Annotated in this window: 17 protein-coding genes, 1 tRNA gene and 1 pseudogene; 8 read left to right on the forward strand and 11 right to left on the reverse strand. The window is 69.7% G+C overall.

Annotation, left to right across the window (positions count from 1 at the left end; all coding sequences use genetic code 11):
- Nucleotides 1–88: 88 nt before the first annotated feature.
- Entirely contained in the window at nucleotides 89–1,903 is a 1,815-nt protein-coding gene (locus IF67_RS0123465; protein ID WP_030988733.1) for a bifunctional metallophosphatase/5'-nucleotidase, read from the reverse strand.
- A 232-nt stretch (nucleotides 1,904–2,135) separates the two neighbouring features.
- Here IF67_RS0123465 and IF67_RS41900 point away from each other — a divergent pair.
- Together IF67_RS41900 and pyk are read left to right on the forward strand one after the other, a co-directional pair.
- Nucleotides 2,136–2,880: pseudogene (locus IF67_RS41900) on the forward strand (SIMPL domain-containing protein).
- A gap of 145 nt (nucleotides 2,881–3,025) precedes the next feature.
- The gene (gene pyk, locus IF67_RS0123475; RefSeq protein WP_030988737.1) at nucleotides 3,026–4,462 is read left to right on the forward strand and encodes a pyruvate kinase; all 1,437 of its coding nucleotides are present in this window, start codon (nucleotides 3,026–3,028) and stop codon (nucleotides 4,460–4,462) included.
- A 52-nt stretch (nucleotides 4,463–4,514) separates the two neighbouring features.
- On the opposite strand, the gene IF67_RS0123480 is transcribed toward pyk, so the two are convergent.
- Together IF67_RS0123480 and IF67_RS0123485 are read right to left on the reverse strand one after the other, a co-directional pair.
- The gene (locus IF67_RS0123480; RefSeq protein WP_030988739.1) at nucleotides 4,515–5,288 is read right to left on the reverse strand and encodes a hypothetical protein; all 774 of its coding nucleotides are present in this window, start codon (nucleotides 5,286–5,288) and stop codon (nucleotides 4,515–4,517) included.
- A gap of 109 nt (nucleotides 5,289–5,397) precedes the next feature.
- Nucleotides 5,398–5,472 (reverse strand) — tRNA-Leu (locus tag IF67_RS0123485).
- Nucleotides 5,473–5,554: 82 nt separating this feature from the next.
- Here IF67_RS0123485 and IF67_RS0123490 point away from each other — a divergent pair.
- Entirely contained in the window at nucleotides 5,555–6,220 is a 666-nt protein-coding gene (locus IF67_RS0123490; RefSeq protein ID WP_284051308.1) for an ANTAR domain-containing response regulator, read from the forward strand.
- Nucleotides 6,221–6,312: 92 nt separating this feature from the next.
- On the opposite strand, the gene IF67_RS0123495 is transcribed toward IF67_RS0123490, so the two are convergent.
- From IF67_RS0123495 to IF67_RS0123525, 7 genes are all read right to left on the reverse strand, one after another.
- Nucleotides 6,313–7,029, reverse strand: a complete 717-nt coding sequence (locus IF67_RS0123495; protein ID WP_030988743.1) for an ABC transporter ATP-binding protein — start codon at nucleotides 7,027–7,029, stop codon at nucleotides 6,313–6,315.
- Nucleotides 7,026–8,006 (reverse strand): ABC transporter ATP-binding protein, encoded by a 981-nt coding sequence (locus IF67_RS0123500; RefSeq protein WP_051818489.1) that lies wholly within the window; start codon nucleotides 8,004–8,006, stop codon nucleotides 7,026–7,028. Before IF67_RS0123500 ends, IF67_RS0123495 begins: the two co-directional genes overlap by 4 nt.
- Before the next feature lie 5 nt (nucleotides 8,007–8,011).
- Nucleotides 8,012–9,808 (reverse strand): branched-chain amino acid ABC transporter permease, encoded by a 1,797-nt coding sequence (locus IF67_RS0123505; protein WP_030988746.1) that lies wholly within the window; start codon nucleotides 9,806–9,808, stop codon nucleotides 8,012–8,014.
- Between the two features lie 5 nt (nucleotides 9,809–9,813).
- The gene (locus IF67_RS0123510) at nucleotides 9,814–10,743 is read right to left on the reverse strand and encodes a branched-chain amino acid ABC transporter permease (RefSeq protein ID WP_030988749.1); all 930 of its coding nucleotides are present in this window, start codon (nucleotides 10,741–10,743) and stop codon (nucleotides 9,814–9,816) included.
- A gap of 211 nt (nucleotides 10,744–10,954) precedes the next feature.
- Nucleotides 10,955–12,175: a branched-chain amino acid ABC transporter substrate-binding protein gene (locus IF67_RS0123515; RefSeq protein WP_030988751.1), complete on the reverse strand. Its 1,221-nt coding sequence runs from the start codon at nucleotides 12,173–12,175 to the stop codon at nucleotides 10,955–10,957.
- A 486-nt stretch (nucleotides 12,176–12,661) separates the two neighbouring features.
- Nucleotides 12,662–13,135: a PaaI family thioesterase gene (locus tag IF67_RS0123520; protein WP_030988752.1), complete on the reverse strand. Its 474-nt coding sequence runs from the start codon at nucleotides 13,133–13,135 to the stop codon at nucleotides 12,662–12,664.
- Between the two features lie 115 nt (nucleotides 13,136–13,250).
- A complete protein-coding gene (locus tag IF67_RS0123525) occupies nucleotides 13,251–15,536 on the reverse strand; it encodes an FdhF/YdeP family oxidoreductase (protein WP_030988754.1) in 2,286 nt (761 codons plus the stop codon).
- A 350-nt stretch (nucleotides 15,537–15,886) separates the two neighbouring features.
- On the opposite strand from IF67_RS0123525, the gene polA reads away from it, so the two are divergent.
- Complete coding sequence (gene polA, locus IF67_RS0123530; protein ID WP_234341266.1) at nucleotides 15,887–18,547, forward strand: DNA polymerase I; 2,661 nt, start codon at nucleotides 15,887–15,889, stop codon at nucleotides 18,545–18,547.
- Between the two features lie 185 nt (nucleotides 18,548–18,732).
- Nucleotides 18,733–19,434, forward strand: a complete 702-nt coding sequence (locus tag IF67_RS0123535) for a rhomboid-like protein (protein ID WP_234341261.1) — start codon at nucleotides 18,733–18,735, stop codon at nucleotides 19,432–19,434.
- Nucleotides 19,435–19,483: 49 nt separating this feature from the next.
- On the opposite strand, the gene IF67_RS0123540 is transcribed toward IF67_RS0123535, so the two are convergent.
- Nucleotides 19,484–20,431 carry a DUF4184 family protein gene (locus IF67_RS0123540; RefSeq protein ID WP_030988760.1) on the reverse strand — a complete coding sequence of 316 codons (948 nt, stop codon included), beginning with the start codon at nucleotides 20,429–20,431 and terminating at the stop codon, nucleotides 19,484–19,486.
- Between the two features lie 148 nt (nucleotides 20,432–20,579).
- Here IF67_RS0123540 and IF67_RS0123545 point away from each other — a divergent pair, with 148 nt between their 5' ends.
- The 3 genes from IF67_RS0123545 to IF67_RS0123555 all read left to right on the forward strand — a co-directional run bounded on the left by IF67_RS0123545 (nucleotide 20,580) and on the right by IF67_RS0123555 (nucleotide 23,928).
- A complete protein-coding gene (locus IF67_RS0123545; RefSeq protein ID WP_030988762.1) occupies nucleotides 20,580–22,382 on the forward strand; it encodes a lytic transglycosylase domain-containing protein in 1,803 nt (600 codons plus the stop codon).
- A 283-nt stretch (nucleotides 22,383–22,665) separates the two neighbouring features.
- Nucleotides 22,666–22,800, forward strand: a complete 135-nt coding sequence (locus IF67_RS43150; protein ID WP_107050279.1) for an SPW_0924 family protein — start codon at nucleotides 22,666–22,668, stop codon at nucleotides 22,798–22,800.
- A 111-nt stretch (nucleotides 22,801–22,911) separates the two neighbouring features.
- Nucleotides 22,912–23,928, forward strand: coding sequence for a DUF3068 domain-containing protein (locus tag IF67_RS0123555; protein ID WP_030988764.1), 1,017 nt, complete (start codon nucleotides 22,912–22,914; stop codon nucleotides 23,926–23,928).
- Nucleotides 23,929–23,945 lie beyond the last annotated feature (17 nt).

Genomic DNA, 23,945 nt, shown 5'->3' on the forward strand with positions numbered 1-23,945 from the left:
CGCACCGGGACCCGGGGGAGCCGCGGACCCACGAGGGACCACGGCCGCCCCCGACGGCGCCCCCGCCGCCCCTCGCGACCAGCCGGACTCAGAACACCGGCACCCCGTCCCGCGTCAACTTCCAGTCCACCGCAGCAAATTGCGCAGGATCGATCTGCCCGCTCTCCTGCACCCACCCAATGATCACATTGCGGATCTCGTCCGACGTCGACCACACCTGCTCCGCAGCCGCCACATGCGGGAAATTACCGCCACCACTCGCCCGGTAATTGTTCACCGCCAGAGCGAACCGCGCCGCATCATCCAGCGGCTTCCCGTCGAACATCAGCTTCTCGATCCGCCGCCCCGCCGGCTTCGCGATATCGATCTCGTACGAGACGCCGCTCACCACGTCATAGTTGTAATCCGGCGTACCCTCCGCGTTTGTGACCTTCGACGGATCCACCGGACCGCCGGCCGCCGTCTGCACGTAATACCGTGCCGAGAACTCCAAATACGCCCGCACCTGCGCACCCGTCAACACCCGTGCCTCCAGCGTGTTGTCGAACGGATACAGCGCCGCCATCGACCGGATCGTCACATCCCCCTCCGGCACCTTCGCGGTACGCGAGAAACACGACGCCTGCGACAACACCGGAAGCGACGCATACGCCGACCCCGCAAGCGCCTTACGCACCACCTCCGCCTGCACAAACGCAATGAAGTCCAAAACCGGCGTGTCCTTCACCGGAGCCTCGGCCGCCGTCATCTCCGCCTTCGACCGGCCGATCACCCGGTTCACATACGCCACAACCTTCCGGTGCTCCGCCCGCAACAGACCCGTGATCCGCGCATCCTCCGCCACCGCATTCGAATTCAAGACCCGAGAACCAACTGACCCCACCTCCCAACGGCCCCGATGCCACTCCACCACCACATCGAAAAGAGTCAGCCGCTGCCCCCACTTCAACGGCTCCGACAACACCACCTCCCGGCCCGACTTCTCATTCACCACCCGCCGCTCGGGAACCTCCACATGCGCATGCCCCACCAAAATCGCATCGATACCCGGCACCTGCTCCGCCACCAACGCCGCCGCATTCTCCACATACGGCAACTGATCCCCGTACGACGACGTACCGCTCATCCCGGAATGCGCCGCCACGAACACCACATCCGCGCCCATCGACCGCAGCTTCGGCACCCACTTCGCCGCCTGCTCCACCAGCCCCGGAAACGCCAGCTTCCCCTGCACATGAGCCTTGTCCCAGATCGCGATCCCCGGATTCGTCAAACCCAGCACCGCCACCGTCACCTCCCGCCCGCGCGGTGACCGCAAACGCTTCAGCACATACGGACGAAACGCCGGCCGCAGCGACTTCGCATCCACCGCATTCGCCCCCAGCAGCGGAAAATCACAGCTCTCCTCGAACTTCCGCAGCACCGGAATCCCGTAATTGAACTCATGATTCCCCAGCGCCGCGGCGTCATAGCCGATCGCATTCATCGCCCGCGCCATCGGATGCACCGGACCGTTCGGACCCGTAATCGGATCCACCTTGGCGTAGTAATACGCCAACTGCGTCCCCTGAATCGTGTCACCCGCATCGATCAGCAGCGTGTTGTGCCGGCCCTTCTCCCGACGCACCCCGTCCACCAGCGTCGAAATCTTCGCCAGGCCCACGTCGTTGTGCGCCGCATCGTCGAACTCCGCGTCGGTGGCGTAGTCCCAGTTGAAGACACTGCCGTGCAGATCCGTCGTGCCCATGACCGTGAAGGCGTACCGCTCGCGCCGGTGACCGTGCCGCCCCGGACCCCGCGCCGCCACGGCCTGGGCCGCAGGCACCCCCGCAGCGCCCGAAAGCGCCACCCCGGCCCCCGTCACCACGGAACGCCCCAAGAACTTCCTACGGTCGAGCGACATGCCAACTCCCTTGGATGAACGCCAACAAACGCGGATGAGCGCCGCCACACAGAAGGACAACGCGCGTAGATTCTGGCGCAGCCGCCCCCCACGCAACACCCCTCACCGGTTCCCCCCGGATGCCCCACCCTCACCCGCCCCGATATGCGACCCTGCACCACCCGCACCCGCACCCGCATCACCGAGCCACCGCCCACCCACCGCACCCCGACCCCCGAACCCGGGAGCCCCCATGAGCAACCCCACCGACGACACCCCCGTCCCCGCCGTCTCCACCACCGCCACCACCCCGACCGCCCTCCCGTACGGCACCCCCGACACCCCCCGCCTCGCCGTACGCGGCGAAGCCCGCCTCGAAGCCGACCCCGAAATCGCCCGCATCGCCGTCACCGTCAGCGCCCGCGGCACCGACCGCACCGCCGCCCTCACCGACCTCACCCGCCGCAACGAACAAGCCCTCACCCTCATCAAGAGCTACGGCGACGGCCCTCGAAAAACTCGAAACCGGCACCTTCAGCCTCACCCCCCAGCTCACCGAAAAAGGCCGCCACGAACGCATCCGCGCCTACCACGGACGCGTCACCCACACCGCCACCCTCAACGACTTCACCACCCTCGGCGAACTCACCACCCGCCTCGCCGACCTCGACCTCACCCGCGTCGACGGCCCCTGGTGGGCCCTGCGCCCCGACTCACCCGCCCACCGCAACGCCCGCACCCAGGCCGTCCGCGAAGCCGTCCAGCGCGCCCGCGAATACGCCGAAGCCCTCGGCGCCCGCCTCGACGCCCTCCTCGAAATCGCCGATCTCGGCGCCGAAAACACCGCTCCCATGCCGGCCCCCGCCATGGGCACCCACCGCGGATACGGCGGCGCCCCCGTCCAGGAATCCGCCCCCGCCCTCGATCTCGAACCCCAACGCCAAGCCGTCCACGCCAATGTCAACGCACGCTTTACGATGACCCGTCCCGCACTCTGAGACCGCCGCGCGCAAGGATGAAATTCCGCTCATCAGAGCGCCTCCGCGCGCATTCCATTACTTGTCAACAGCCTTTCACCAAGCGCTCGTTGAGCAGTCACTTTCTTACACTTCCCTACCGCCCGGTAAGTCATAGAGTCGAAACATGCGCCGAGCAAAGATTGTCTGCACACTGGGACCCGCCACCGACTCGTACGAGCAGATCAAAGCCCTCGTCGACGCCGGAATGGACCTTGCCCGTTTCAACCTCAGCCACGGCACCTACGCCGACCACGAGGCACGATTCGACCGGGTCCGCAAAGCATCCGAAGAAACCCGCCGCAGCGTCGGCATCCTCGCCGACCTTCAAGGCCCGAAGATCCGACTCGGCCGATTCCGCGAAGGCCCTGTACTTCTCGAACGCGACGACGAGTTCACCATCACCGTGGAACCCGCCGTGGAAGGCGACCGCCAGATCTGCGGCACCACCTACAACGGCCTCGCCGCCGACGTCACCACCGGCGAACGCATCCTCGTCGACGACGGAAAAGTCACCCTCGAAGTCATTGGCGTCGACGGACCCCGCGTCCACACCAAGGTCATCGAAGGCGGCATGGTCTCCGACCACAAAGGCCTCAACCTCCCCGGTGTCGCCGTCTCCGTCCCGGCCCTCTCCGAAAAGGACCAGGACGACCTCCGCTGGGCCCTGCGCTACGGCGCCGACCTCATCGCCCTCTCCTTCGTCCGCAGCGGCCGCGACATCGAAGACGTCCACCGCATCATGCGCGAAGAAGACCGCTTCCTCCCCGTCATCGCCAAGGTCGAAAAGCCCCAGGCCGTCGACAACATCGACGACATCGTCGCCGCCTTCGACGGCATCATGGTCGCCCGCGGCGACCTCGGCGTCGAAATGCCCCTCGAAACCGTCCCGATCGTCCAAAAGCGCGCCATCAAGCTGGCCAAGCGCAACGCCAAACCGGTCATCGTCGCCACCCAGATGCTCGACTCGATGATCGACAACTCCCGCCCCACCCGCGCCGAAGCCTCCGACGTCGCCAACGCCGTCATCGACGGCACCGACGCCGTCATGCTCTCCGGCGAAACCAGCGTCGGGAAATACCCCACCGAGACCGTCAAGACGATGAGCCGCATCGTCGAGGCCGCCGAGGAAGACCTCCTCGCCAAGGGCCTCCCGCCGCTCACCGAGGCCAACAAGCCCCGCACCCAGGGCGGCGCCGTCGCCCGCGCTGCCGCCGACATGGGCGACTTCCTCGGCGCCAAGTTCCTCGTCGCCTTCACCCAGTCCGGCGACACCGTCCGCCGCCTCTCCCGCTACCGCTCGCCCATCCCGCTCCTGGCCTTCACCCCCGACCCGGCCACCCGTTCCCAGCTCAACGTCAGCTGGGGCGTGGAAACCTTCCTCGGCCCGACCGTCAACTCCACCGACGAGATGGTCGCCCAGGTCGACGAGCAGCTCCTCAAGATCGGCCGCTGCCAGAAGGGCGACGTCGTCATCATCACCGCCGGCTCCCCGCCCGGAGTCCCCGGCTCCACCAACCTCGTCCGCGTCCACCACATCGGCGAGGACGACTCCCCGAAGTAGCCCCACCCGCACCGCGATTCCGCTGGGCCGAGGTACCTGACTGCCGTCCCTGTCAGTACTTCGGCCCGATGTGTCGGTCCATGAGGGCGACGGAGCTTTTGCGGGCCACGGAGATGTTCTGTGCCCTGCGGGATTGCCGCGCCGGCTTCCACTCGACGCCGACCCTGTCGAGCGTGCCCGTGCAGAGCCGCAGGATGTCGGTGGACATGTTGGTGAAGAAGTAGCGCGGATATTCGTAGCGCTTGCGCTCGCCGCCGACCGTCCGGGACGTCCAGTTGGTGACCCGGCAGCCGTCGGAGTGGATGAGCCCGCGGAGGAACTCCCAGGGGTGAGCGTCCACGATCCGCTGCTGCCAGGGTTCGAGGACGATGGGCCGCTCGTGCTTCTTGCCGGGGCCGTGCTGGGGCAACATGCAGGGCCAGTGGTGGCTGTAGCTGGTCACCATGACGCAGCCCTCGCGCTGGATGACGCACACGCTGTTCGTGGGGCGGACCGCTTTGACCGCGTCGCGGCATGCCGCGATAAGGCCCGGCCAGGCATCCGCGCACGCGATACGCAGCGCGTACCCACGCCGCCGCGGCTGTTTGCTGATGCAGCCGTCGCCGAGGTAGAGGCCGAGTAAGTACGCGTACGCCTCGGCATCCTTCGGCGGCTGCGGCACCTGCTCGCATCGCGGGCATTCCGCCTTGTGCGAGAGGGGCTCGATCCTGGTTTGCCAGGATCGGATGGCGTACCGGGATATGCCGGTCTGTTTGCTCACAGAGTTGAGGCTGCGCCCTTGGGCGACGAGGGAGAGGGTATGTGCACGCGCTGAGATGTCGTACATGCATGCGATCGTGACGGGAAATGCGCCAAGCGACGTGAAGTCGAGAGCGTCGTCACCGGAAAGAGTGACGGTAATCGCTTGTCGCGCCATCTTCGAATCGAAGAGAAAGTGCCCCAGGTGGGATTCGAACCCACACTTTCGGCTGTTTGAGAGCCGCCTCTCTAACCAGTTGGAGTACTGGGGCCTTAGAAAGGGAGGTTACCTGCTGCCCTGCGTGGTCCTACCCTACAGGAGCTAGGTAGGCTCATGGGGCACCACCTGCCTGAATGAGGAGTCCCGTGAGCGCCGCCGAGCCCGAGCAGCCCGCCGCCGATGACGATCAGTCGCACGTCCCGCCGCTGACCACGCGCGTCGTGATCGCCGAGGACGAGGCCCTCATCCGTCTCGACCTCAAAGAGATGCTGGAGGAAGAGGGCTACACCGTCGTCGGCGAGGCCGGGGACGGGCAGACCGCCGTGGAGCTGGCCCGGGAGCACCGTCCCGATCTGGTGATCCTGGATGTGAAGATGCCGGTGCTGGACGGCATCTCGGCGGCCGAGAAGATCGCCGAGGAGAGCATCGCGCCGGTGCTGATGCTGACCGCGTTCTCGCAGCGTGAGCTGGTGGAGCGGGCGCGGGACGCGGGTGCGATGGCGTATCTGGTGAAGCCGTTCTCGAAGACCGATGTGGTTCCGGCGATCGAGATGGCGGTGAGCCGGTTCACCGAGCTGAGGACGCTGGAGCAGGAGGTCGCGGACCTCACGCAGCGGCTGGAGACCCGGAAGCTGGTGGACCGGGCGAAGAGCATTCTCCAGACGCAGTACGGGCTGACGGAGCCGGCTGCGTTCCGGTGGATCCAGAAGACGTCGATGGACCGTCGGCTGTCGATGCAGCAGGTTGCCGAGGCGGTCATCGAGGACGCCGAGGAGAAGAAGCAGCAGAAGGACCAGTAGCCCCAGGAGCAGCCGGGCTCGTCCTGAGTATGCGAGCGGCCCCGTACCGATCTTCGTCGGTGCGGGGCTGCTCGCGTTGGTGCGGGTGCGGGTCAGTCCTCGCCGAGGTAGGCCTTGCGGACGGACTCGTCGTGGAGGAGGGAGGGGCCGCTGCCGGAGAGGACGATGCGGCCGATTTCCATGACGTGTCCTTGGTCGGCGAGGGAGAGCGCGGCTTGGGCGTTCTGTTCGACGAGGAGGATGGTGGTGCCTTGGGAGCGGAGTTCGCGGATGGTTTCCATGATCTTCTGCATCATGATCGGGGAGAGGCCCATGGAGGGCTCGTCGAGCATGAGGAGTTTGGGGCGGGACATCAGGGCGCGGCCCATGGCGAGCATTTGCTGTTCGCCGCCGGAGAGGGTGCCGGAGGCTTGTTTGCTGCGTTCGCCGAGGATGGGGAAGAGTTCGTAGACGCGTTGGATGTCTTTTTCGATGCCGTCGGCGTCTTTGCGGAGGAAGGCGCCGAGCTTGAGGTTTTCGGCGATGGTGAGGCGGGGGAAGAGGCGGCGGCCTTCGGGGGAGTGGGCGAGGCCGCGTTCGACGATCTTGTGGGCGGGGACGCCGTTGAGGGGTTCGCCGTCGAAGGTGATCTTGCCGGCGAGGGGTTTGAGGAGGCCGGAGAGGGTGCGCAGGGTGGTGGTTTTGCCGGCGCCGTTGGTGCCGATGAGGGTGACGGCCTGGCCGGCTTCGACGGAGAACGAGATGCCTTTGACGGCTTCGATCTTGCCGTAGGCGACGCGTAGGTCCTCGACTTCGAGCAGTGCGGTCATGGGGTGTCTCCGGTCTGTCCCTGGGCCGGCTGGTCCGGCGGGGCGGCCCCGTCTGTTGCGTCGGGTTCTCCTGCCGCGTCGGGGGTGGTGGCTGCTTTTGGTGTGGGGTCCGGGTCCGTCGGGGTTGCCGGGTCCGTGGGGGTTGCCGGGTCCGTGGTGTCGTCCGGGGCCGGCATGCCGTCGACCGGTGTGCCGAGGTAGGCGGCGATGACGCGTTCGTCGGCCTGGACGATTTCCGCGGTGCCTTCGACGAGTTTTTGTCCTTGGACGAGGACGGCGACGCGGTCGCAGAGGTTGAAGATGAAGCGCATGTCGTGCTCGATGACGAGGACGGCGGTGCCTTGTGCGCGGATGGCGAGGACGAGGTCCTGGGTGGCGCGGGTTTCCTGGGGGTTCATGCCGGCGGTGGGTTCGTCCAGGAGCAGCAGGCCGGGTTCGCTGGCGAGGGCGCGGGCGATTTCGAGCTTGCGTTGTTCGCCGTAGGGGAGGTTGCGGGCGAGGTGGTCGCGTTTGTGGGCGAGGCCGATGAATTCGAGGAGTTCCATGGCGCGTTGTTCGCTGCCGAGTTCGGCTTTCTTGAAGCCGGGGCCTCGGAGCAGTGCGGACCAGAGTCCTTCTTTGGTGCGGGTGTGCCGTCCGACGAGGACGTTTTCGAGGACGGTCATGTTGGCGAAGAGGCGGATGTTCTGGAAGGTGCGGGCGACGCCGGCTTGGGTGACGAGGTGGGGTTTGTGGGAGAGGCGGGTGCCTCGGTAGCTGACGGTGCCTTCGGTGGGCACGTACAGGCCGGTGAGGCAGTTGAAGAAGGTGGTTTTGCCGGCGCCGTTGGGGCCGATGAGGCCGACGATTTCGCCGGTGCCGACGGTGAGGCTGACGCCGCGGACGGCGGTGAGCCCGCCGAAGCGCATGGTGACGCCGTCGGCTCGCAGGACGGTGTCGGTGTCAGTGGCGGGTGCGAGGCTGGGTGATGTGGTCATGGTCGTCACGCCTTTGCCTGGGTGGCGCCGAGGGTGGCGTCTGCGTCGGGGAGGCGCTGGTCGGGTACGTCGAGTTGGCCGGTTTCGTGGAATTCGAGCTGCTTCCTGCGGTCCGGGATGAGGCCTTCGGGGCGGAAGCGCATGAGGAGGACGAGGGCGATGCCGAAGAGGAGGAGTTGGTAGTCCTGGAGGAAGTCGAGTTTGGCGGGGATGAGGAAGAGGAGGGCGGCGCCGACGAGGGGGCCGCTGAGGGTTCCCATGCCGCCGAGGATGACGGCGGCGAGGAGGAAGGCGGAGTTGGGGGGCTGGGGGCCGGCGAACTGGAATTGTTCGGGGGTGGCCGTGGTGACGACGTGGGCGTGGACGGTGCCGGCGAGTCCGGCGAGGGAGGCGCCGAGGGCGAAGGCCAGGAGGCGGAGGCGGAAGCTGTTGATGCCCATGGCGATCGCGGCGGTTTCGTCCTCGCGGATGGCGATCCAGGCGCGGCCGATGCGGGAGGCGGCGGCGCGCCGGAAGACGAGGACGACGAAGGCGGTCACGAGGATCATCAGCAGGTAGTAGTTGCCGTAGGTGGCGACGGGGATGCCGAGGATGTCGTGGGGTTCGCCGAAGTTGAAGCCGAAGATTTCGAGGTTGGGGATGTTGGGGATGCCCATGGCGCCGTTGGTGACGTCGGGGCCGGTGGTGCCGTTGAGGTTGAGCATGGCGATGCGGAAGATCTCACCGAAGCCGAGGGTGACGATGGCGAGGTAGTCGCCGCGTAGGCGCAGGGTGGGGGCGCCGATGAGGACGCCGAAGACGAGGGAGGCGGCGGCGCCGGTGAGGAGGGCCGCCCAGAAGGGGAAGTGGAAGCCGAGGGCGGATTCGGGGGAGCCGGAGACGAGGGCGGCCGCGTAGGCGCCGACGCCGAGGAAGGCGACGTATCCGAGGTCGAGGAGGCCGGCGAGGCCGACGACGACGTTGAGGCCCAGGGCGACGGTCGCGAAGATCAGGATGTTGGCCCCGATGATCGTGTACTGGTCGGTGTCCTGGGTGAAGGGGAAGCAGGCGGCGGCGATGAAGCCCGCGCCGAGGGCCACGCCGCGGTGGGTGTGGGTGAGTGCGGTCAGGCGCGCGATGAGTCCGGCCCGGTTGAGGGCGGGGATGGCCAGCACCATGAAGATCAGGTAGCCGACGAAGGGGGCGCCGTCGTCGGTGTCGATGCCGTAGGTGAAGGCGAGGAGTCCGGCGGCGAAGGCGGCGGCGATGATCAGGATCTCGGCCCAGGAGGGGAGTTCGCGGGTGCGGCGCCGTAGGGGGCTGGCGGCGAGGGTGGCGGTGAAGCGCTGCCAGGGGCTCGCGGGTGGCTGGTCGGCGGTCTGGTCGGGGGGCAGTGCGAGGGCGCCGGCGAGGGTGAGCAGGGAGGTGACGGCCGCGACGGCGCCGCCCGGTTCGAGGTTGATCAGGCCGTTGAGGTGGACGGCGATGGCGATGAGCGTGAACCAGGTGGCGGCGAAGGTGGCGAGGGCCGCGAAGAGGGTGGGGGCGTTGCGCCCCGCGGGGGTGAGCCATTGCAGGCCTCGGACGCCGAGGGCCGCGGTGGCGAAGAGCAGGGTGAGGAGGCCGCCGACGAGGGTGACGATCTGGAGCCCGGCGGGGGAGAAGTAGTAGGTGAGGTCGCCGGGGAAGTCGCTGCTCCAGGTCCAGGCGAGGCCGGTGGTGGCGGCGGTGGCGAGGGCGCCTGCGGCGGTGATGAGGCGGGCGGTGCGCTCGGGGAGCGGGATCAGGCCGCGGGCCGGGGTGGTGGTGGTCTTGGTGGTCATCGGTATCACGCCCGATCCGCGACGCGTTCGCCCAGGAGGCCTTGTGGTCTCAACAGGAGTACGAGGATGAGGAGGACGAAGGCCCAGACGTCCTTCCAGGCTCCGCCGCCGAATTGCTCCATGCCGGGTATTTCCTCGATGTAGGCGGTGGCGAGGGCTTCGGCGATGCCGAGGACGACGCCGCCGAGCATGGCGCCGTAGATGTTGCCGATGCCGCCGAGCACGGCCGCGGTGAAGGCCTTGAGGCCCATGATGAAGCCCATGCGGAACTGGACCTCGCCGGTGCGCAGGCCGTAGGCGACGGCGGCGACGCCGGCGAAGGCGGCGCCGATGGCGAAGGCGAGGACGATGATGCGGTCGGTGTTGATGCCCATCAGCTTGGCGGTGTCGGGGTCCTGGGCGGTGGCCTGCATGGCGCGGCCGCTGCGGGTCTTGGCGACGAAGAAGCCGAGGGCGATCATGCAGGCGGGGGCGGCGATGAGGACGAAGAGGTCGCCGCGTTGGACGGTGGCGCCCAGGATGTCGAAGGCGTGGCCCTTGAACTGGGGGAAGACGCGGGCCTGTTTGCCGTCGGGGTACCACTTCCAGATGGCTTGCTGGAGGGCGATGGACAGGCCGATGGCGGTGATGAGGGGGGCGAGGCGGGGGGCGCCGCGCAGCGGTCGGTAGGCGAATCGTTCGGCTGCTATGCCGACGAGGACGGATACGGCGATGCCGCCCAGGAGCATGACCGGCAGGGCGAGGGCGAGTGAGGTGCCGGCGGGCAGAGCGAGGAAGACGCTGAGCGCTCCGAAGCCGCCGACCATGAATATCTCGCCGTGGGCGAAGTTGATGAGCTGGACAATTCCGTAGACCATCGTGTAGCCGATCGCGATGAGTCCGTACATCGCGCCGAGGATGAGTCCGTTGGCCAGCTGTTGCGGCAGTTCGCTCACCGCAGGGCCTCCGTTGCGTGGGTGTGAGGGATCCGGGCCGGTGGGTGTGAGGGGTCCGGGCCGGAGGGGAGTAGGGGGGCCGGGCCGGGCGGGAGCGGGGGATCCGGGCCGGGCGGGGCTGGGGAGAGTCCGGGGTGCCCCGGTGTGCCACGGGCCGCGCCAGGGTCGTTCGTATGTCCTGGCGCGGCCCGGGGTGGTGTGGTGCGGTCGGTCAGCTCTTGTCGAACTTCTTGAATTCGGCGCTGAAGCGGGAGGCCCAGGCGCCCTTTTCGACCTGATATGCGGTGATCATGGTGTTGGTGGTGTCGCCGTATTTGTCGAAGGCGATGGGGCCGGTGACGCCGTCGAAGGTGACCTTGTTCATGGCGTCGACGACCTTCTTGCGGGCGTCCTCGGGGAGCTTGCCGTCGTTGGCCTCGACGACCTTCTTCACGGCCTGGATGATCGCCCAGGTCGAGTCGTAGGTGGAGCCGCCGTAGGCCTCGTAGGACTCTTTGAAGCCGGCGGCCTTGTAGCCGGCGATGAACTTCTTGGCGGAGGGGAGCTCCTCGACGGGCTTGCCGACGGAGGAGGCGTAGTCGCCCGCTGCCTTCTTGTTGAGCTTGATGTAGTCGCCGCTGTACATGCCGTCGCCGCCCATGAGGGGGACGGTGACGCCGCCGTCCTTGAGCTGCTGGCTGAGGGGTCCGGAGGCCGGGTATTCGCCGCCGTAGAAGACGATGTCGGGCTTGGCGGACTTGACCTTGGAGACGACGGCCTTGAAGTCACGGTCGTCGGGGCTGACGTGCTCGGTGCCGACGATCTTGCCGCCGAGCTTGCTGAACTGGTCCTTGAAGGAGGAGGCGAGGCCGACGCCGTAGGTCTTCTGGTCGTCGATGACGTAGGCCTTCTTGACCTTCATCTTCTCCCACGCGTACTGGCCGTCGAAGGCGCCTTGCACCTCGTCGGTGGTGGCGGTGCGGAAGTAGGTGGGGAAGGGGCGTACGCGCTTGTTCTGCTTCCAGTCCTTGCCCTGGGTCAGGTCGGGAGTGGTGTTCGCCGGGGAGATCAGCGTGAGGTTGTTCTGTTTGGAGACCTGCTGCATGGACTGGGCGACGCCGGAGTTGAGGGGGCCGACGATGCCGAGGACGTCCTTGTCGCCGGCGAGTTTGGTGGCGTTCTGCTGGCCGGCGTTGGGCAGGGCCTTGTCGTCGAGGGCTTCGAGTTTGAAGGTGACGCCCTTGACCTCGCCGGCCTTGTTGGCGTTGTCGATGGCGAGCTGGGCGGAGTTGCGGATGCCCAGGCCCAGCGCGGAGAGCTCGCCGGTGGTCGGGGCGTCGAGGCCGATGACGACCGTGGACTTTCCTTCGCCGCTCTTGTTGTCGTCGCCGCGCGAGCCGCACGCGGAGAGCGTGAGGGCGCCGGTGGTGACTGCGGTGGTGAGGATGAGCAAGGAACGGTGACGCACGATCAGTCCTTTCCCTGGCGCGGCCACGACTGTCGCATGGCCGTTTCGCTCGCCGGGCTGTACGGGCCGCACAGGGTCCGTGCTTGCAGCGCGCCCGGCGGCGCGGTGACTGGCGGTGACTCTAGAGCGGTGTTCGTCGGACCGGCAGAGGCGCTGGCCAGGATGTGACGCTCTTGTTATGACCTTCGATGAGCGTTATGCCGTTATGGTCCTTACACCGGAGGGCGAACACGGTGCGGAGGGCGAACTCGCACTTCCACGGGGGGATGAGGCGTGTGGTGACGGTGTGGGCGTCCGGATAGCGGATGCGGTGGGCGCGGCGGTGCCGGGTCCCTTGGGGGGTATGGGCAGTGCGGCCGGCGGCGCATGGCGTCCGTGTTACGCAGGGTTACAGGAATGCGTACGGCCCCGCTCCCGTGGGCCGGGTGCGGGGCCGTTTTCGGCGGGCGGCAAGGCGCCGGCCGGGGTGGGTCAGCTGCGGTAGGCGTCGGCGTCCGTCTCGCGCAGCATGCAGGTCAGACGGGCGGTGCAGACCCGCTTGCCGTCCTCGTCGGTGATGACGATTTCGTAGGTGGCGGTGGACCGGCCGCGGTGTACGGGGGTGGCGACGCCGGTGACCAGTCCGGAGCGGGCGCCGCGGTGGTGGGTGCAGTTGAGGTCGACGCCGACGGCGGCTTTGGTGGGGCCGCCGTGCAGCATGGAGCCGACGGAGCCGAGGGTTTCGGCGAGGACGGCGGAGGCGCCGCCGTGCAGGAGTCCGTAGGGCTGGGTGTTGCCCTCGACGGGCATGGTGCCGACGACGCGCTCGGGGGCCGCCTCGGTGACCTGCACGCTCATGCGCTCGCCGAGGTGTCCGGCGGAGAAGAGGGCGGGCAGGTCGAGGCCCAGGCCGGCCCACTGGTCGAGGATCTCCTGCGGAAACTTGGTCGTGCTGTGCTCACCCATGCCTACGGCTCCGTTCGCTCGCCCGTGATCGTGGTCGACCCGTGCCTGTTCCTATCAGGCCCCTGAGCAAGCGCTCAGCGCGGGGTCGTTGTTCCCGTCTCCGGCCCGGTGGCGGTCAGTCCTCGCGGGGGCTCTCCAGGCGGATCACGATCGACTTGGCGGCGGGGGTGTTGCTGGTGTCGGCGGTGTGGTCGAGCGGGATGAGGACATTGGTCTCGGGGTAGTAGGCGGCCGCGCAGCCGCGGGCCGTCGGGTAGTGCACGACGCGGAAGCCGGCCGCGCGCCGCTCGCTGCCGTCGGTCCATTCGCTGACCAGGTCGGTGTACGCCCCGTCGGCCAGGCCCCGTTCGCGGGCGTCGTCGGGGTGGACGAGGACGACGCGGCGGCCGTTCTTGATGCCGCGGTAGCGGTCGTCGAGGCCGTAGATGGTGGTGTTGTACTGGTCGTGGGAGCGCAGCGTCTGGAGCAGCAGCCGCCCTTCGGGGACGGCGGGGTATTCGACGGGCGCGGCGGTGAAGTTGGCCTTCCCGGTGGCGGTGGGGAAGCTGCGGCTGTCCCGGGGGGCGTGCGGAAGGGCGAAGCCTCCGGGGCGGGCGACCTTGGTGTTGAAGTCCTCGAAGCCCGGGATGACATGGGAGATGCGGTCGCGGATCGCCGCGTAGTCCTTCTCGAACTCCTCCCAGGGGGTGCGGCTGCCGGCGCCCAGGACGCGGCGGGCCAGGCGGGCGACGATGGCCGTCTCGGACAGCAGCTGGGGGCTCGCGGGTGCCAGGCGGCCGCGGGAGGCGTGCACCATGCCCATGGAGTCCTCGACGGTCACGAACTGTTCGCCGCCGGCTTGCAGATCGCGTTCCGTACGGCCCAGGGTCGGCAGGATCAGCGCACGGGCGCCGGTGATCGCGTGCGAGCGGTTGAGCTTGGTGGAGACGTGGACGGTCAGCCGGGCGCGGCGCATGGCGGCCTCGGTGACGTCGGTGTCCGGGGTGGCGGAGACGAAGTTGCCGCCCATCGCGAAGAACACCTTGGCCTGCCCGTCGCGCAGGGCGCGGATGGCACGGACGACGTCGAGTCCGTGCTCCCGGGGCGGGGCGAAGCCGAACTCCTTCTCCAGGGCGTCGAGGAAAGCGGGTGCGGGCCGCTCGAAGATGCCCATGGTGCGGTCGCCCTGGACGTTGCTGTGGCCGCGTACGGGGCAGACGCCGGCTCCGGGGCGGCCGATGTTGCCGCGCAGCAGGAGGAAGTTGACGACTTCCTGGATGGTGGGGACGGAGTGCTTGTGCTGGGTCAGGCCCATCGCCCAGCACACGATGGTGCGGCGCGAGTCGAGGACCATGGCCAGGGCGCGGTCGATCTCCTCGCGGGTCAGGCCGGTGGCGCGCAGCGTCTCGTCCCAGTCGTCGTCGGCGCGGGCCCGTTGCGCGAACTCCTCGAAGCCGTGGGTGTGGGTGCGGATGAAGTCCTCGTCGAGGGCTCCGTCGGTGTCGAGGACGAGGCGGTTGAGGGCGCGGAAGAGTGCCTGGTCGCCGCCGAGGCGGACCTGGAGGAAGAGGTCGGTGAGCGCGGTGCCGCCGCCGGCCAGGCCGCGCGGGGTCTGCGGATTCTTGAAGCGTTCCAGGCCGGCTTCGGGCAGCGGATTGATCGAGATGATCTTCGTGCCGCCGGTCTTGGCCTTCTCCAGGGCGGTGAGCATCCGCGGGTGGTTGGTGCCCGGGTTCTGCCCGGCGACGATGATCAGGTCGGCCTTGTAGAGGTCCTCCAGCAGGACGCTGCCCTTGCCGATGCCGATGGTCTCCGTCAGTGCGGAGCCCGACGACTCATGGCACATGTTGGAGCAGTCGGGGAGGTTGTTGGTGCCGAATTCGCGGGCGAAGAGCTGGTAGAGGAAGGCGGCCTCGTTGCTGGTGCGGCCGGAGGTGTAGAAGACGGCCTCGTCGGGGGAGCCGAGGGCGGTCAGCTCCTCGCCGATGAGGTCGAAGGCCCGCTCCCAGGCCACCGGCTCGTAGTGGTCGGCACCCTCGGCGAGGTACATGGGGTGGGTGAGGCGGCCCTGCTGGCCGAGCCAGTAGCCGCTGCGGGTCGCGAGGTCCGCGACGGAGTGGGCGGCGAAGAAGTCCGGGGTGACGCGGCGCAGGGTGGCCTCTTCGGCGACGGCCTTGGCGCCGTTCTCGCAGAATTCGGCGGTGTGCGGCTTGTCGGGCTCGGGCCAGGCGCAGCCGGGGCAGTCGAAGCCGTCGCGCTGGTTGACGCGCAGGAGGGTGAGGGCGGTACGGCGTATGCCCATCTGCTGCTGGGAGATGCGCAGGGCGTGCGTGAGGGCGGGCAGGCCGACGGCCGAGTGCTGGGGTTCGCCGACCTGGGGCGCGTCCTGGACGGGGTCCGATGCGGGCGGCTTGCCTGCCATGGCGCTCTCCCTTGAGCCGTGAGCTGGTGCTCGCTCCGCCGGGCGCGGCGGATCGTTGCCGTACGCATCTGATCCTGTCACGGACACGTGGGGCGGTGTAGGGGCGAGGGCGGGGAGCGGCCCGGGAGGGGGCGGCGGGGTGTACGGCGTGGTCCGGGGCGGCGCGCGGCGGGGCGGAGCGGGCTTCCGGCGGGGGCGGGGGCCGCGGGCGGCGAGGGGAGCGGTGGCCGTCGCGGCGGGGATTGTCAGTGGGGCGTGGCAGGATCGGGGGCGTGGCAGCAAAGGCAGCGAAGAAGAGCGAAGCGACCGGCACCGAGGCGGCGGCGGGCGGCCGTCCCCGACTGCTCCTGATGGACGGGCATTCCATGGCATACCGGGCGTTCTTCGCCCTGCCCGTGGAGAATTTCACGACCGTCACGGGACAACCGACCAATGCGATCTACGGCTTCGCGTCGATGCTCGCGAACACCCTGCGCGACGAGGCGCCCACGCATTTCGCGGTGGCCTTCGACGTCTCGCGCAAGACCTGGCGGTCCGAGGAGTTCGCCGACTACAAGGCGAACCGTTCCAAGACGCCCGACGAGTTCAAGGGCCAGGTCGAGCTGATCGGCGAGCTGCTCGACGCGATGCACGTCAAGCGGTTCGCGGTCGAGGGCTTCGAGGCCGACGACGTCATCGCCACGCTCACGGAGCAGGCCACCGCGCAGGGCTTCGAGGTCTCGATCGTCACGGGCGACCGTGACTCCTTCCAGCTGGTCTCCGACGACGTCACGGTCCTCTACCCCACCAAGGGCGTCTCCGAGCTGACGCGCTTCACCCCGGAGAAGGTCTTCGAGAAGTACGGCCTGACCCCCGCCCAGTACCCGGACTTCGCCGCGCTGCGCGGCGACCCGTCCGACAACCTCCCCGGCATCCCGGGCGTCGGCGAGAAGACCGCCACGAAGTGGATCAACCAGTTCGGTTCGTTCGCGGAGTTGGTGGAGCGCGCCGAGGAGGTCAAGGGCAAGGCGGGCGCCAACCTCCGCGAGCATCTGGACGCCGTGAAGCTCAACCGCCGGCTCACGGAGATGGTGCGCGATGTCGAGCTGTCGTGCGGCCCGGCGGAGCTGACCCGCGAGGCCTACGACCGTGAGGCGCTGACGGTCTTCCTCAATGCGCTGGAGATCCGCAACCAGGGCCTGCGCGACCGGCTGCATGCCGTCGACCCCGGCTCGGCCGACGCCGCCGAGGAGAGTGCCCCGGTGCCCGGCGTCGAGGTGGACGGCACGGTCATCGACACCGGCGAACTCGCTGGGTGGCTGGCCGAACACGGCACGGGCCCGCTGGGCGTGGCCACGGTCGATGTGTGGACGCTGGGCAGCGGCAGCGTCGCCGAGGTGGCGCTGGCCGCCCCCGACGGCCCGGCCGCCTGGTTCGACCCGTCCCAGCTCGACGAGGCGGACGAGCGGGCCTTCGCCGCCTGGAGCGCCGACCCCGCCCGCCCCAAGGTGATGCACAACGTCAAGGGCCTGATGCGGGTCTTCGGCGAGCACGGCTGGACCATCGACGGCGTCACCATGGACACCGCCCTGGCCGCCTACCTGGTCAAGCCCGGCCGCCGCTCCTTCGCACTGGACGCGCTGTCCCTCGAATACCTGGGACGTGATCTCGCCACCGCCGCGGCCGGCGACGGCCAGCTCGCGTTCGGCGCGGACGAGCAGGCCGAGGCGGACGCCCTGATGGGACAGGCCCGTACGGTCCTCGACCTCGGGACGGCGTTCGAGACGAAGCTGGCGGAGGTCGGCGCGGCCGAGCTGCTGCGCGACGTGGAGCTGCCGACCAGCGAGCTGCTGGCCCGGATGGAGCGGGCCGGTATCGCCGCGGACCGGGGCTGGCTGGAGCGCATGGAGCAGCAGTTCGCGGGCGCCGTGCAGCAGGCCGTCAAGGAGGCGCACGCCGCCGCGGGCCATGAGTTCAACCTCGGCTCGCCCAAGCAGCTTCAGGAGGTCCTCTTCGGCGAGCTGGGCCTGCCCAGGACCAAGAAGACCAAGACCGGTTACACCACCGACGCCGATGCCCTCGCCTGGCTGGCGGCGCAGACCGACAACGAGCTCCCGGTGATCATGCTCAGGCACCGTGAGCAGGCCAAGCTGCGCACGACCGTCGAGGGTCTGATCAAGACCATCGGCGCCGACGGCCGGATCCACACCACCTTCAACCAGACCGTCGCGGCCACCGGCCGGCTGTCCTCCACGGACCCCAACCTCCAGAACATCCCGGTGCGTACGGACGAGGGCCGGGCGATCCGCCGCGGCTTCGTCGTCGGCGAGGGCTTCGAGTCGCTGCTGACCGCCGACTACAGCCAGATCGAACTGCGGGTGATGGCGCACCTCTCCGAGGACGAGGGCCTGATCGAGGCGTTCACCTCCGGCGAGGACCTGCACACCACCGTCGCCTCCCATGTCTTCTCGGTCGACAAGAGCAAGGTCGACCCGGAGATGCGCCGCAAGATCAAGGCGATGTCCTACGGCCTGGCGTACGGCCTGTCGGCGTTCGGCCTCTCCCAGCAGCTGGGCATCCAGCCGGACGAGGCCCGCAAGCTGATGGACAACTTCTTCGAGCGGTTCGGCGGGGTGCGCGACTACCTCCAGCGGGTCGTGGAGGAGGCCCGCGCCACCGGCTATACGGAGACCATGCTCGGCCGCCGCCGCTACCTCCCCGACCTCAACAGCGACAACCGCCAGCGCCGCGAAATGGCCGAGCGGATGGCGCTGAACGCCCCGATCCAGGGCACCGCCGCCGATATCGTCAAGATCGCGATGCTGCGGGTCGCCGCGGCACTGCGGACCGCCGGGCTGGAGTCCCGGATGCTGCTCCAGGTCCATGACGAAATCGTCGTCGAGGTCGCCGCCGGCGAGCGCAAGAAGGTCGAGGAACTGGTCCGCAAGGAGATGGCCGCGGCGGTCGAACTGAGCGCCCCGCTGGACGTCTCGGTCGGCTCCGGCAAGGACTGGGAGTCGGCGGCCCACTGAGCCGGGAAGCGGGCCGGTGACGGCGCGGGCGCCCCGCGCCGCCCCCGGCCACGCAGCCCGGCCGCAACCCGGCGCGCACCGAGTCGCGGCCGGTTCCGGCCTGCTCGACGGTGGCCCGAAAGCGGTCGTCGCCCGACGCGTCATGGACCTGGGTCACCTCGAAAGCGCTCTGCTTTGATCACTCCGTGATACGTCGTGTGGCCCGAGCCCTGGGCACCTATGTCTCCCGCAGCCCGGTCACGGCCGGCTATGCCGGACTGCTGTTGTCGACCCATCTGTGGTGCACCGCGGTGCTGTCCACCGCGGAAGCACAGCGTGTGATGCTCGGCGTCAGTACGAATCTGGACAACCTGCACGACCGTCCGGTCCGTGTACTGGCGGGCAGCATGCTGTTCTTCGACGGCACGCTGACCGAGATCACCTCAGATGCCTTCGCCGGCACGCTGATCACACTCGGTCTCGGCGTCATCGTGTGCCTGGCGTGGCTGGAGCGACGGTACGGAGCGAGGCGTGCCTACGCCCTCTTCGCCCTGGGGCACCTCGCCGCCACGCTGCTGACCGTGCCGTTGATCCACGTGGCCCTCGCCCACGGCTGGTATCCGGACAGCGTCCGGCACGCCACCGACTTCGGCATCAGTTACGGGGCCGAGACGGTGCTGGCGACGGGGGCGCTCCTGCTGCGCCGGGCGCGGTGGCCCGCGGCGGCAGGTGTCGTCGCCTGGCCGGTGCTCGGCGGCGACTGGAGCGGGGAGCTGCCCGACTTCACCACCGTCGGACATCTGCTGGCGGCCGTCATCGGCTTCGTCTGCGGAGCCTGCCTGCTGCGGGCCGCCCGGCGCGCCGCCCCGGCCGCGGTGCCGCAACCCGGCCCGGCCTTGGTCGAGTAGACCGACGAGTGCCGCGGGTGCGGGTACCCAACAGGCGCCCCGGGCACCGTCATTCGGCGCCGGGCGACGTGTTCCGTGACGCGGCCGCAGCGCCTGACGGCGACACCGCCGGGGGTGCGGTCCGCGCCATGGGCGCCGGCAGCCGGCCCATGGCGTCGGCTGCCCGGGTGCGGCGGTGCAGCAGTCGTACGGCCACCGCGTAGAGCGGCAGCCCGAGGGCGAGGCCGGCCCCGGCGCCGAAGAGCACGGTCGGGAGGTAGTCGAGCCAGGCCGCCGTGGGACCGTAGACGGCGCGCGCCCGCAGGACACGGTGCACGGCACCGGTCGCCACGCACAGCGCGAGCGGGGCGGTCAGCAGCAGCCGCACCCGTACGGTCAGCACCGGTACCGCAGCCGGCGCGGACGCCGCCGCCGTGGGACCGCCGGTGCCGCCGCGCCCCCGTAGGACCTGCCACACAAACGCGCCCATCGCCGCCAGAGCGAGCGCCGAGGTGCCGTACTGCACGTAGGTATGGACCGGCAGGCCGCCCACCACCCGGTCGAGACCGGGAACCAGCCGGGTGCCCCAGCGGCCCGGGTGGGTGAATGCGTCCCAGACCACATGGGTCGCCGCCCCGAGGACCGCCGAGACCAGGAACCAGCCCACCAGGGCGGCGAGTTCGCGGGGTCCCCGGGGCCGCCAGGGCCGGCCGCGGACGAAGGTGTGGACCGGGCCTCGCCACGCCCGGGGCAGCAGCGCGGTCAACGGCTCGCGCACCAGCAGCCAGCCGCCCACGAGCGCCACGGTGACCAGCACATCCACCGTCAGCACACCGGGCAGCGAGTGGGTGACCTCGCCGAAGGCCATGCCGCCCGGAACCAGGCTGTCCGCGTAGTACGTCATGTCCGGTGCGAACGACCCCGCCACGAGCGCCGAGGCGACCAACGGTCCGCGTGCCGCGCCGGTCCGCCGGATGGCCGGAAGCACGGCGGCGGCATGACTGAGTGTGAACGGCATGGCGCCTCTCCTCGATCGATTCGGATCATTATGTGTCCGATGGGGGTGGTAGATGCCGGGCCCGAGTTGTCGTAGTGTCGCCTGAGTTGGAGCGCTGGGGAGCGCGATACCGCGTCAGCGCGGTAGGGCAACGCGGAGGGGACCACGTATGGCAGCCACAATCCGAAGGCGGCTCCAAAGGGGAGCGGCATCGACAGCCGTGGCGGCCCTGGTGCTCGCCGCCCTGACCGCCTCTCAGGCCCCGGCCGCCACCGAGGCCGCGGCCGCCAGGAAACAGAAACCGGCCCCACCCGCCGACACCCCCATTGACGGCGGTTCCACGTACTTCACCGACCGGCCGCCCCTCCACAGGACGGCACCGCCCCGCGAGGCGCACGGCACCGGCCAGGGCACCGCCCTCGGCACCGGACCCGCCGAGGCCGGTCTGCCCGCCACCGTCCTGGCCGCGTACAAGAAGGCAGCCTCCGCGGTCGACGCGTCAGATCCGGGCTGCCGGCTGCCCTGGCAACTGCTCGCCGGCATCGGCAAGGTCGAGTCCGGGCAGGCGCGCGGCGGCGCGGTCGATGCCGAGGGCACCACCCTCCAGCCGATCCTCGGCCCGCAGCTCAACGGCCACGGCTTCGCCCGGATCACCGACACCGACGGCGGCCGCTACGACGGCGACCTCACCCACGACCGTGCCGTGGGCCCGATGCAGTTCATCCCCTCCACCTGGTCCAACGGAGGCTTCGACGGCACCGGTTGGGGCGCCGACGGCAACGGCGACGGCAAGAAGGACCCCCACAACGTCTTCGACGCCGCGCTCGCCGCGGGCCGCTACCTCTGCGCCGGCGACCGCGACCTGTCGGTCCAGGACGACCTGGACCGGGCGATCCTCGGCTACAACCACTCCGAGGACTATCTGCGGACGGTGCTGTCCTGGTACACGTTCTACCGCCACGGCACCCACGAGGTTCCGGACGGCCGGGGCGTCCTGCCCGTCCACCGGGGCGGCGCAGGGAAGTCCGGCGGCGACAGCACCGGCCGCACCGGCAGCGGAGCGCACCACGACCACGGCTCCGGCACACCGGGCAGGAAGCCGGGCAAGGGCGGATCCGGCACCGGCAAGCCCGGCAAGGGACAGCACAACCACCCCGGCAGGCCCGGCGGTTCGGGCACCGGTGACACCCCGGGCGGCACCGGTACGCCCAAGCCGAAGCCCACCCCCGAGACGCCCACCGGGCCCGCTCGGCTCACCGCTCTCGAGCGGGTCGGCGACAAGGATCTGAGTGCCACCGCGGGCACCGAGTTCGCCGCGTCGCCGCGGGTACGCGCCAAGGACGCCGCGGGCAAGGCCGTCGCCGGCGCCCCCGTCCGCTTCGCCCTCTCCACGTCCGCCGGCGCCCGCTTCCCCGGTGACGCCACCACCGTCACCGTCACCACGGACAAGGACGGCCTCGCCACCGCGCCCACGCTGCGCGCGGGCGACAAGGCCGGTGCCTTCACCATCCGGGCCACCGCCGTGGGCCGCACCGCCCCCGCCGTCGCCTTCGGCGCGACCGTCAAGGCCAAGCCGGCCCCGAAGGCCGACAAGCTCGCCCGCACCTCGGACAAGGAGCTGACGGCGACCGCGGGCCAGGCCTTCGCCGAGGACGCCGTCGAGGTCGAGGCGACCTACCAGGGCAAGATCGCGGCGGGTGCGGCGGTCACCGCAACCATGGTCACCGACGACCCGAAGAAGCCCGTGGAGAACGGCAAGGGCCCCTACTTCAAGGACCCCGAGGCCACCGGCGACGACAAGGACAAGCCCGTCCGCACGCTCACCGGGCTCACCACGGACGCCAACGGCCTGCTGAAACTCCCGAAGATCTACACGGATATGCACGCGGGCACGTTCCTGCTGCGGCTGACCACGGCCGACGGCGCCGTACTCACCGTCAGGCTGAAGGTCGCCGCCCCGGCCGGTTCCTGACCCCACCACCCGGCCCGTCACTTGGGCCGCTCCGTGACTTCGGCCGGTCCGTCACCTCGGCGGGCCCGTCACGGTGCCACCCGGCCCGGCCGCGCGGCCGGGCGACCAGCCGGCCCGGCCCCCGCGCCGGCCCGTCACCGCCGTCCTGCCCGCCGTCCAGGGCAGGACGGCGGTGCAACGTGTTCTCATCTCAGCCGCCCGTTGCTACGGTGCCCCCGCCCTGACGCCGTTGGGGGATCCGGGGATCCCCCGGACAGGCACAGCAGCTCTCCGGGAGGCGGCCATGCGCGCCCTGACAGCGGCCGCGGTCGGACTGGCCGCGGCATTCGCCCTCGTCCTCACCCTCACCGCGACCGGCGCGCCCAGCGGCACGACCTCGCCCAAACCGCTGCTGACCACCGTCCCCAAGCACCCCTGAGGGAGGGACGCCACCACCATGCCCCGCCCCGTGCCCACCCGGGGGACGAACCCCCGGCCCCCGGCCGACACCGGCACCGCAGCCCCCGGCCTGCGCCGCGAAGCGCGAGGGATGCGCCGCACGGCAAGCCTGGTGCTGCTCGCCTGTGCCGTCTTCTTCACCGCCCTGTCCCCGCTGATGCGGTGGTACGCCTTTCCGCGGCTCGCCAAGATCCCGCCCGGCCAGTACCAGGACATGGTCCTGGAGGCCGAGCCCGCCACCCTCCTCAACTACGGGACGATGAAGGCCGAACGCGTCCCCAAGGTCACCATCGTGCAGACCCTCAAGGGCAATGTCGCCGCCTCCGACCGCATCGAGCAGTCCGCGGGCCGCGACGTCGTCGTCTGGGACACGCTGTCCTACGTCGTAGGCCCCGACGGCAAAATGGTCTCCGCGATCCCCGAGCGCTACCTCTTCGACGCCCACTCCCAGGAACCCGTGCACGCCACCGGAGAGATGGTCGACGGAGACCCGGTGCGCCGCGAGGGCATCGAATACAAGTGGCCGTTCCTCACCGAGCGGCGCGACTACGCCTACTTCGACGCCCAGACCCGCACCTCGGCCCCCATCCACTACAAGGGGACCCGCACCTTCCGCGGCCTGGAGGTCTACTACTTCGAGCAGACCATCCCCTGGACCAAGGTCGCCCTCCCCAAGAAGATGCCGGTCAAGGGCATCACCCCCGAGTCCGTCGAGAAGATGGGCACCACCCGCTGGTACACCACCAAGCGGATGTTCTGGGTGGAGCCGGTCACCGGCGCGCCCGTCAACGGCCAGGAGATCCACAAGGAAGAGCTGCGCGGCGGCGATCTGCTGCCCGGCGGCGGCAAGGTCACCGCGTTCGCCGGCCATGTGAAGATGCGCGACGACTACATCGACTCCACCGTCACCCTGGTGACGTCCCAGCGCACCCTCGTCCTTCTGCTCACCAGCTACCTGCCCTGGGGGTTCCTGCTCCTCGGCGGTGTGCTGCTGGCCCTGAGCCTGCATCTCGAAGCCCGCAGCCGCCGCCCCCGCGCCGCACCCGCCCGGCGGCCCGCAGCCGCCCCGCCGTCGTCCGGCGACGGCGTTGTCAGTGCCGGCCCGTAACGTGAACACATGACGTC

The sequence above is a fragment of the Streptomyces sp. NRRL S-1813 genome (assembly GCF_000719605.1).
GTDB lineage: Bacteria > Actinomycetota > Actinomycetes > Streptomycetales > Streptomycetaceae > Streptomyces > Streptomyces decoyicus.